Below are 10,137 nucleotides of genomic sequence, written 5' to 3'. Positions count from 1 at the left end.
GATCAAGTCGTGGTCGTCCGGGGCGACGCCTCCGGGGCCTATCAGCATGTGGTCAGCGTCATGGACGCGGTGAATCAGGCCGGGCTGACGAACCTTTCCCTCGCGGTCGAGCCCGTGCGGGGCGACGCCGCGGCGCCGATTCCTGTTCAGCCGGAAGCGGGGCCGACGCCTTGAGGTTCGTGGCGCTCCTCGCTCAGCTTCCGGAACTGTCGCAGCCCATGTGGTGGGCGCTGCTGACCGGCTCCCTGCTCCTGGCCGCGGCGCATCTCGCGTCGATGCTGTCGACCGGCTGGGGCGATCGCGGGACGGGGACGAAGAGCTTCCTGTTCAGCGTCGTCTTTCATGTGGCGCTGCTGTGCGCCGTCTTCGCCGCGAAGCCGTCGATCGACCGGATGCTCGGCGAAACGGGCGATCGTCGGACCGAACCGAACCGGCGGTTCCAGGTCGGTTCGCTGCGGTTGGACGCCGCCGAGGCTCCCGCGGCGGACCGCGTGCCGGAGCCGTGGCGGAGCATCGAGCCCACGTCGCCCCGCGCCCTCAGCCGCTCGGACCTGCCGGACCGTGCGGTCGAGGAGGTCGAGCGGAACCGGGACCGGGCCGCCGATCCCCCGGCGGACTTCACGACGCCGCTCGAAACGGCCGACCGCCTGAATCAGCCGCTGCCCGCGCCCGACCGGCCGGACGCGGTCCCCGATCCCCTGGCTCCCACGCTCGATCCGTCGCCGGGGCAGCCGGCGCCGGTGGACGCCCCGATCGCGGCGTTGCCCGACCTGTCGCCGACGCCCCGCCCCCTCGCCCGCCGGACGCTGCCGTCGGCGGACGCGACGTTCCAACCGATCCCCCGCCGCGAGCGGGCGGAGCCGGACCCGTTCGCGGCCGAGATGACGCTGACGGAGCGGGCGAACCTCGTGCCCGATCTGCCGCGGCGCGCCACTGAGGACGGGCCGCAGCCGACGGAGATCGATTCCCCCGTCTCGCCCGCGGCGCCGGATGTCGCCTCTCTCCTGCCCCTGCCGATGCTGCCGGACGACCCGGAAGTTCCGGAATCCCTCGAGGCCCCCGACCCGGATCGCCTCGCCGCCCCGAGTCTGGCCGACCTCGCGACGGCGACGCCGCGGCGGACGCGGCCTGCGTTGCCGATGGAGTCGCTCGACCCGCTCGCCGCGAGCGGTCTGTCGGAACGTCGCAACGATCTGCTGCCGCGGCCGGACCCGGGCGAGCGGCGTGACGACGGTCCGCAGGCGGTGGTGACTAACACCGAAGGCCCGCGGGCGCCGGGCGTGCCGGACGCCTATCGGCTGCGGGACCTGTCGCGGCGGACGGAGATCGCCAAGCAGTACGGGGGGACGACGGAGTCCGAGGAGGCGGTGGAGGCGGCGTTGGCCTGGTTCGCCCGCTCTCAGGAGGCGGCCGGCTACTGGGACGCCTCGGAGCACGGCGCCGGCAGCGGGTCCGACAACGACCCGGTCGCGGAGCCCGATCCGGACAAGCGGAACACCGGTCGCGACGCCGACGCCGGGCTCACGGGACTGGTGACGCTGTCGTTCCTCGGCGCCGGCTACACCCGCACCGGGGGGAAGTACGCCCCGGCGGTCGATAAAGCGGTGCGGTGGCTGGTCGCCCAGCAGAAGGAGGACGGCTCCCTGACCGGGGACGCCAATTATTACGCCCGGATGTATTCCCACGGCATCGCCGCCTACGCCCTCGCCGAGGCGCTGGCGCTGGAGGGCGACCGGCCCGACCCCGCCCTGCGGCGGGCGGTGGAGAAAGCGGTCGCGTACATCGTCGCGGAGCAATATCCCGACGGCGGCTGGCGCTATTCGCAGCGGGTGCGGGTGGGCGACATGAGCATGTTCGGCTGGCAGGTCATGGCGCTGAAAAGCGCCGAGAACGCCGGCGTGCCGACGCCGCCGGAGACGCGGGCCCGCATGATTAATTTCCTGCGGGACCGCAGCGAAACGGTGAACGCCGATGGGGAGCTGGTGCAATACCCCTACGGCGGGCTGGCCCGTTACAAGCGGGAGGAGGGGCACGCGGTGAAGCCCTCGATGACGGCCGAAGCGCTGTTCTGCAAGCAGATTCTCGGTCTCCGACGCGATCAGCCCGCGGCGAAGCAGGCGGTCGAATATCTCGACCGGTTCCCGCCGGAGCTGCGGACCTGGAACCTGTATCACTGGTATTATGCCAGCCTCGCCCTGCACCACCACGGCGGGCCGGAGTGGGAGCGCTGGAACCAGGGCCTCCGCGAATTGTTGCTGGAGGAGCAATACAAGGAGGGTCCGCAGGCCGGCGCCTGGCCGGTGCGGCCGATGCGCCACAATTACACGGAGTACGGCGGCATGCTGTACAGCACCGCGATGGCGACGCTCTGTTTGGAAGTCTATTACCGCTTCAGCCCGGCCAGCGGCGGGGCCGCGGCGATGGACGGCCGGGCCGACGCGGAGCCCTGAGACGCGGAGCCCTGACGGGAACGGCTCGCCCTCAGGATTTCGGCTTCAGGACTTCGGCTGTTCTTCCGCCAGCGCCATGAGTTTGATGCGGACCAGATTGAGCCACGCCCGCAGCCGGTCGATCTCGTCCAGGGAGAATGCCGCCTCTTTCAACGAGGCGGGATAACTCAGCAGCACTTCCCCCTCGTTGAGCGAGAACGTCTCCCGCCGCACGCCCGGCGGCGGTCCCCAGCCGTCGGCGCGAGCGGTCAGCGGTTGGAAGTCGGCCGCCTCGACCTCCGTGCCCGCCGCGGGAGTGTCGGCGGCAGGGTCGTACAGGCCGGTGGACGCCCCGGAAGACACCCCACCAGACGACCCGCCGGACGGCGCCTCCCGCCGGGCGTCGAACGCGGAGTCGTTCGAGTCGTCTCCCTCGCGGGCCCGCTCGCTGGGCAGGAGGAAGTCGGCCGGCAGCGGATCGGTCCGCCCCCCCTCGGAGCTTGCCTCGGAGGCGTTCGGGGCGGGGGGCGCCGCCCCGTAGCGGCGGAGGGCGTCCAGCAGGGCCAGGGCGTCCTTGCGGAACGCGGCGGCCCCGGCGTAGCGGTCGGCGGGGTCCTTCGCCATCGCTCGCAGGATGATGCGCGTGCAGGCGGAGGGCACGGCGCCGCCGAGGCGCTCCAGCAGGTGAACCGGCGGCGGGTCGCACTTGTTGTGGGCGTTGAGCACCGCCGTCACCGGCCGCGACGGCCCCCCGGGGGACGCGGCGAACGGCGGGCGCCCCGCCAGCAGGGCGTAGTACGTCGCCCCCAGCGAATACAGATCGCTGCGGGCGTCGACGGCTTCGCCGCGGCATTGCTCCGGGCTCATGAAGTGCGGCGTGCCGGCCACCCGGCGGCGGACGCGGCGGCGGTCGGCGGGGGGGAGACCCGCGGCGGCGGAGCGTTCGTCCGCCGGGGCCGCCGGGGCGTCGAGGCCGTCCGCGTCCTCGTTCATTCGCCGGGCGAGGCCGAAGTCCGCGACCCGCACCACGCCGCCGTTCCAGGGGCCGCCGCCCTCCAGCATCAGGTTCGCCGGTTTGACGTCCCGGTGCACCAGGCCGGCCGCGTGGGCGGCGGCGAGGCCGGCGGCGGCGTCCGCGGCCACCGCCGTCGCCTGGGCCACGGACAGCGGCCCGTCGCGCAACAGCCGATCGACCGACCCGTCGCCGGCGTAATCCATCACCAGGTAGACCGGCCCGTCCCACTCCGCGGCCGCGGTCGTCCCCCCGACGGACGTCCCGCCGGCGGACGCCCCGCCCCCGTCCCCCGCGGTCTCCTCGGCGTCGCCGAACCGCGTCTCCAGCGAATCGGCGAGGTGGGCCGGGCCGACCTCGTGGATCGAAATCACGTTCGGGTGGGACAGCCGGGCGACGGCCCGGCCCTCCAGCAGGAACCGCCGGCGGGCGTCCGGATCGGCGGCGGCGGGGCCGCTGAGCACCTTGATCGCCACGTCCCGGTCGAGGTCCGGGTCCCGGGCGAGGAAGACCTCGCCCATCCCCCCGCCGCCCAGACGCCGGACGATTTCGAACCGGCCCAGCAGGGCGCCGGGCTGGATCGCCGCGACCGCCTCCGCCTGCCGGGGGCCGGTGCGAGGGGCGGGCGGGGCGTCCGCGTCGAAGACGAGGGTGCCGGCGTCCCGGCGGCCGTCCTCCGGGGGCGCGGCGGAGTCGGGCGCGTCGTCGAGCGGGGCGGCGGTCATGGCGGGGGCGTCTGAGCGGGGGACGACGCGACGAACGGGTCGGCGGGGCGGCGGCCCCGTCACCGCTCCTCCAACATCGTCTCCCGCACGAAGTCCCACATCAATCGGCGATAATGCGTTCCGGCAATCGAGTGGCGACTGCGGGGGTAAATCATCAGCTCGAAGTCCTTCCCCCGCTCCTGCAGGGCGGCGGCGAACTGCCAGACGTTCTGCGGGTGGACGTTGTCGTCCATTCCCCCGTGAATCAGCAGCAGACGCCCCTTCAGATCGCCGGCTTTGCGGGAGAGGTTGGTGAGGGCGTAGCCGTCCGGGTTGGCGGCGGGGGTGTCCATCAGCCGCTCGGTATAAATCGTGTCGTAATTCTGAAAATCGGTCACCGACCCGCCGGCGATACCGGCGGCGTAGCGGTCGGTGTGGGTGAGGACCCGGGCCGTCAGGTAGCCGCCGTAGCTGTGGCCGGACAGGCCGATGCGATCCCCGGCGACCCACGGCTGCTCCTGGAGCCAGGCGGCGGCGGCGATCATGTCCGTCGTTTCCTGCTCGCCCAGCCGGCCGTGGACCTCCCACGCCGGCGCCCAGCCGCGGGCGGATGCGGCCCGGGGGTCGACCTTCAGCACGGCAATCCCGTTGGTCGCCAGCAGGTGTTCCCAGCCGCGGCCGGAGGCCCAGTCGTCCCGCACCACCGTCGTGTGCGGGCCGCCGTAGGTCATCACCCACACCGGCACGTCGGCGTCCGGGTTGGACCGGTCCAGCCCCGGCGGGAGGAGCAGATAGCCGTGCAGCGTGCCGGCCGGGTCGGTGCCGCCGTCGGTCCGGGGGGCGGCGGGCACGGGGATCTCGACCCACTGCCACTCCCCGCGGGCGATCTGCTTCAGCCCCGGGGGGTCGGCCTCGCCCAGCACGCGGCCCAGTTCGCCGGCGCCGGTGCGGAGCAGCACGCGGGGGGGCGTGTCGTGGGCGCTGTAGGTGTCGATGAAGAACCCGCCGCCGGGGGCGATCTGCGGCTTATGAGCGCCGGGCTCCGGGGTGAGGCGGGTCAGGTCGGAACCGTCCGGGCGGACGCGGTACAGGAACTCGCCCACCGGGTCGTCCTTCGTCCCGGTGAAGAAGATCCACGGCTCGTTCCCCGAGGCCTCGCCCGCTTCGCCCCCGGGAACCGCGATCGCCTCGACGCTCCGCACCTCCCACGGCCCGCCGGTGACGGGATTGAGGAGCGTGCCGTCGGCGGCGTAGCGGTGCAGATGGCGCCAGCCGTCCCGCGTGCTGGCGAGGAGGAAGGAGCCGTCCGGCAAAAACTCCGGGTCGCCGGGGCTTTCGACCCAGGCGCCGTGGGATTCGGTCAGCAGTTCGGTCGGTTCGCCGAGTTCGCCCTCCTCCGAGACCGCCACGGCCCGCACGGACAGCGACGACTGCACGCGGTCCTGCAAATAACCGTAGAGGCGGTCGCCGTCGGGGAACCAGCCGTAGTGGGCGATCAGGCCGCCGCCGTCGCCGGCCTCGCGGCCCATCGCGGGCAGGCCGGGAAGGCTGTCGGTCGCCCAGTCGATCCAGTGCACCGGCCCGCCGGTCGCGGCGACCACGCCCAGGCGAACCGTCGGGTTCGTCGTGCCGGTTTTCGGATACCGGGTGCGTTCGACCCGCTGCCCGGAATCGGCGGGGCGGCGGGCCACGTCGGTGCCCGCCGCTTCGTCCAGCACGGTGAAGGCGCCGACGGCCCGGTCGTCGTATTCCATGACGGCCAGCCGCTGCGAATCCGGGCTCCAGCGGTAGCCCTTCCAATCGCGGCCGTAGAGTTCCTCGTAATAAACCCAATCCGCTTTGCCGTGGCGGAGCAGATCGCTGCCGCCGTGGGTGAGCCGCACTTCCGGGCCGGGGTGCAGGGAAGCGCCGGCGCCGATCAGCGGGATCGCGTACAGGTCGAAGCCGCGGACGAAGGCGGCGGTGCGGCCGTCGGGGCTCAGTTCGGGCAGTTCCTCGGTCTGCGGCGTCTCGGTGAGGCGAACCACGACCGGGGCCGCCTCCGCATCGATCCCGAAGGCGGGGCCGCCGAAGTCGACGGCGAACAGGTCCCCGCCGGACCCCAGCAGGGCGCGCCTGCGGTCGTCGTCGAACGTCGCGGCCACGCCCGTCGGGCGGCGGGCGAACACCTCGGCCAACTGGCCCTGCACGCCGGCGTCGGTCAGGGCCGTGGAGAGCGCCGCGGCGTCGTAGGCCGGGCGGCTTTCGCCGGTCGCGGCCTCGACGACCTCCGGCGAACCCTGCTCCGCCGGCGTGAGGTACCGCCCCGGCCCGACCCACGTCAGCCCGCGGGGATAGGAGCCTGTCAGATCCAGCCGGGCGCTGCCGTACAGATCCTCGAACCGCAGCGGCCGGTCGGCGTCCTCGGCCGCCCCGGCCGGGTCGGTCAGCGGCCGGTCGGCCGGCGCCGGTTCGTCCTGCCCCCAACCGACGGGGACCAGCGACAGGAGGAGGGCGACCGGGGCGAGGCGAAAAGCGGTCACGGGCGCAACGGTTTCAGGCGGAAAGGACGCGTTCGCGGCAAGGATAACGGAGGGCCGCCCCGCGTCGCCGTTCAGCGGCCGGTCCCCTCGCTCCGCCACGCCTTTCCCCGCCCCGCCGCTCACACGCCCTCACAGCCGATGGACGGCGGTGACGGTGGCCTCCTCCGGGGGTTGGGACTTGGGGCGGGAGAGGTGCACGACGATCGAACCGCCGGCGCCCAGGCCGTCGCGGAAGGCGGCGGCGGGGGGGGCGTAGATCCACACCTCCGCCACGCTGAGCCGGCTGACGGCCTGCGTTCGCGCCGGCGGGGCGCCGAGCGCCGCCCGCACCTGCGGGGCCGTCATCCCGACCACCACCCGGCCGTCCCGCATCGCGGCGGTGATCGGGTCGATCGGCATCGCGGCGGCCTCCGCGGCGGTCCGCCAGCGGCCGCCGGCGCGCGTCATGCCCAGATCCCGCAGCCGCCCGGCGACGGCGGCCTCCTCCGGGCTGTCCGGGTTGGCGGCGGCGTAGGCCTCCGTCAGCAGGCGGACCGCCGCGGCGTCGTCGCCGACGAGTGCCCGGTATTCCTCCGCGGCCCGGATCAGCCCGCCCACGCCCTCCGACCGCAGCGAGCGTTCCCGGGCCGCCAGCCAGGTCCGCAGAACCTCCTTCGCCCGGGCCGGCTCGCCCCGTTGGGTCAGCAGGTCCGCCAACTCCGCGGCGTCGGCCCGGGAGGTGGACGGGATCCGGCCGGTCCGCCAGGCCAATTCCCGCTCCCGGTACTCCTCGGCCAGTTCCGCCAACTCCGGCAGGCGGGCGTCGAGAACCTTCGCCACGGCGAACCCGTTGCGGCCGTCCGGGGCGGCGGTCGCTTCGATCCGCGTGCGTTCCACCCGGGCGAAGAAGCGTCGGGCCAGCGCGGCCCGGGCGGCCTCGTCGGCGGCGGCGAAGGTCTCCGCGGGGGTGCGGTCGTAGGCAGCGAGCAGTTCCGCCGAGGGCGGTTCGGCCCCCGCGGCCGGCGGCGTCGCGGCGCCCGGCAGGCGGCGACGAATCTGACCGGCCAACGCGGCGAGGTCGGCGTTCCCGTCGTCCCGCACCGCCCGCCACCAGGTTCGCAGCGCCTCGTGCACCCGATCCGCCCGCTCCGCGTCCGCCAACTTGGCCGGCCGGCCGTCGGTCCCCCCCTCGGGAGCGGCGTCGGGGGCGGCGTCCAGCAGGGCGAGTTGCGCCCAGACCCCCGGGGGCACGCCGGCCGGGGCGGCGTTCGGCCGTTCGGTCGTCTCTCCCGCGGCGTTCCAGCGCAGATCGAAGGCGTCGCGGCGGACTTCCCGCGCCCGCCGAGCCAGCGCCGGGTCGTTGTAGAACCGAGCCCGGCCCTCCGCCCAGGCGGCCAGTCGCTCCAGGGCGGCCGGGTCGTCGCGGTCGAGGGCCAGCTTGCGCGTGTTGAACTCGGCGGCGTCGGAGGACAGCGCCCGCACCGCGGTCGATTGCAGGAAGGGGCCGCTCGGCCCGGAGGCGATCCGGCCGGTGACCTCCACCCGGGCGACGCCGTTCTCGGCCCGGCCCAGCGAGGAACCGGCCGACGGCCGCACGGTCAGGGGGACGTTTTCCAAACGCAGCGTGCCGCCCGCGACGGACCGCACGCGGCCCTCAACCCGGAACACCTCTCCGGACCGCTCCCACTCCGGCCAGAAGTCGCGGGTTTTGAGGAACGCCTCGCTGCTCATCACCCCCTCCGGCGGGGCGGCGCACGCCGCCCCCGGGACGCACAGCAGCCCGGCGAGCAGGGCGAGGAACGCGGCGGGAGGAACGGGCCGACGGCGCCTCATGGACCCGCCTCCGCCGCGGGGGCGGGCTCGGTCGGCTCTCCGAGGCCCAGTTCTTCAGCCTGCCGGGCGAGGAGCGTCCGCACCGCGGCGCCGTCAGGGCCGGCCAGGTCGAACCCGATCGCCGCCAGCGTCTCCGCCCCGGTCCAGAGGAAGGCGGAACCGGGTTCGAGGCGCAACTCCCACACGGCGCCCCGCCCGTTCTCGCCGGGCACGCGGGCGAACGCCCCGTACCGGCCGGCGAGGACCGCCCGCCGCGGGTCGTCGCCGACCGACAGGTCGCCCGGCACGGCGGGGTCGCCGATCAGACGGAACCGCGTGCCGCCGGCGGCGAGCGGGTAGAGCAGTTCGATCCGTTCCGGCGGCGCCGTCTCCTCCCGGTCGCGGTCGGCGTCGTTCTCCCCCTCGGCGGCGGGGGCGGCGGGGGGCGCCGCGGCGGGGGCGTTCACCCGGGCGGCGTAGGTGTCGAGAATCACCCAGCGACCGCGATACAGGGCGTCGTAGCTTTGCAGCCAGGCGGTGCGGTCGGCCGGGGCGCGGGCGGCGGCCGCCTGCCGGGCGATCTCCGCCGGCGAGAGCGCCGCGAGGCCCGTCACGGCGGTCGCCTCCCGGGCCTGTTGCCGGGCGGCGCGGGCGCGGGGTTCGGTCGCCCGACCCAGCGTCTCGTAGGCGGCGGCGAGGGCGTCGAACCGCTTGGCGGCGAGGGCGAACTGACCGGCGGAGAGGGCCTCCTCGGCGGCGGCGGGCGCCTCCGCGATCGTCACCCGGGCCTCCGCCCGCCGCGACTGCACCACGCCCCACCAGGTCGTCGTCGCCACCACCGCCGTCAGTCCCAGGGCGATCAACCGCAGCGGCGTCGCCTGACGCCGCGCCGCCGTCGCCAGCCGCGTCCGCCACGGAACCCGCGGGGCGGCCGGCGGGCCCGCCGGGACCGGCTCGGCGGCGGGCTTCGCCTTTGTCCGGGCGGGCGGGCGTTTCGGCTTCGCGGCGGCGGCCCGGTCCGGCGGGGCGGGGTAGACGTCCGCGGGCAGGACGAAGTGCGGCTCGCCGCAGTTCAGGCAGGGGACCTCGCGCTCCCGCTCCGTCCGCATGCCGGTCACGACGGCGCCGCAGCGACAGGGCAGCGAGTAGGGCTCCGGCGGCGGGGGCGGCGCCCCGGCCGGCCCCGTCAGCGCCCCGAACCCCGGCAATCGACGGGCGAAGGGCATCGCGTCCGCCACCCGATCCGCCCAGGCGGCGGTCAGCGTCGGCCCCGGCATCGTCGGCCTGCGGCGTCGAGGGAGGGGGCGGGGAAACGGCGGCGAATGCACGGACGGCGGCGCACGAATTCGTGCGACAGCAGATTGTCGGCCCCGCCCCGGACCTTTCAACGGCGCCCGGCGCGGCGCGGTTCATTCCTCGATCCGCCCGGCGGGGGGGGGACGGGGCCGTTGACTCACCGGGGTCGCGACGCGGGCTGCCCCGGGCCGAACCGATCGCCCCCGGCGGGCCGGTCGGGCGGACGCCGTCGAGTCGGGGGGAGGGAATGCGGCCGCGACGCCGCCTGCCGCTTTGACCGCCCCCCGACCGCGGGCTAGATACCCGGCCGGACCGTCCGTTCGTCCCGTCGCGCTCGCTGTTCACAGCGGCCGCACGCGGCGGCGGGCGGCCGCGGCGCCCTG

General features: G+C 75.0%; 6 protein-coding genes (1 of these 6 only partly in view). 2 read left to right on the top strand and 4 right to left on the bottom strand.

What is annotated here, in order from left to right:
- Positions 1 to 174 carry the end of an ExbD/TolR family protein gene (locus CA12_RS09755; RefSeq protein ID WP_145358767.1) on the top strand. The gene continues 291 nt to the left of window position 1, outside the view, so 174 of the gene's 465 nt are visible here — the last part of the coding sequence; its start codon lies off the left edge, out of view; it ends in the stop codon at positions 172 to 174.
- Positions 175 to 179: 5 nt separating this feature from the next.
- Positions 180 to 2,450 (top strand): prenyltransferase/squalene oxidase repeat-containing protein, encoded by a 2,271-nt coding sequence (locus tag CA12_RS09750; protein WP_145358766.1) that lies wholly within the window; start codon positions 180 to 182, stop codon positions 2,448 to 2,450.
- A gap of 45 nt (positions 2,451 to 2,495) precedes the next feature.
- On the opposite strand, the gene CA12_RS09745 is transcribed toward CA12_RS09750, so the two are convergent.
- From CA12_RS09745 to CA12_RS09730, 4 genes are all read right to left on the bottom strand, one after another.
- Positions 2,496 to 4,166 carry a serine/threonine-protein kinase gene (locus CA12_RS09745; protein WP_145358765.1) on the bottom strand — a complete coding sequence of 557 codons (1,671 nt, stop codon included), beginning with the start codon at positions 4,164 to 4,166 and terminating at the stop codon, positions 2,496 to 2,498.
- A gap of 59 nt (positions 4,167 to 4,225) precedes the next feature.
- Entirely contained in the window at positions 4,226 to 6,667 is a 2,442-nt protein-coding gene (locus tag CA12_RS09740) for a S9 family peptidase (RefSeq protein ID WP_165700663.1), read from the bottom strand.
- A gap of 129 nt (positions 6,668 to 6,796) precedes the next feature.
- Positions 6,797 to 8,479, bottom strand: a complete 1,683-nt coding sequence (locus CA12_RS09735; RefSeq protein ID WP_145358763.1) for a hypothetical protein — start codon at positions 8,477 to 8,479, stop codon at positions 6,797 to 6,799.
- Positions 8,476 to 9,735: a hypothetical protein gene (locus CA12_RS09730; RefSeq protein ID WP_145358762.1), complete on the bottom strand. Its 1,260-nt coding sequence runs from the start codon at positions 9,733 to 9,735 to the stop codon at positions 8,476 to 8,478. Before CA12_RS09730 ends, CA12_RS09735 begins: the two co-directional genes overlap by 4 nt.
- Positions 9,736 to 10,137 lie beyond the last annotated feature (402 nt).

It is taken from the genome of Alienimonas californiensis (assembly GCF_007743815.1).
GTDB lineage: Bacteria > Planctomycetota > Planctomycetia > Planctomycetales > Planctomycetaceae > Alienimonas > Alienimonas californiensis.
The sequence above is the reverse complement of the archived record's forward strand: the minus strand, read 5'-3'. Positions and strand labels throughout refer to the sequence as shown.

Bases quoted from the DNA above. Each gene is read 5' to 3' on its own strand.
- CA12_RS09745 (WP_145358765.1), bottom strand. From the start codon at position 4,166: ATGACCGCCGCCCCGCTCGACGACGCGCCCGACTCCGCCGCGCCCCCG.
- CA12_RS09735 (WP_145358763.1), bottom strand. From the start codon at position 8,479: ATGAGGCGCCGTCGGCCCGTTCCTCCCGCCGCGTTCCTCGCCCTGCTC.
- CA12_RS09730 (WP_145358762.1), bottom strand. From the start codon at position 9,735: ATGCCGGGGCCGACGCTGACCGCCGCCTGGGCGGATCGGGTGGCGGAC.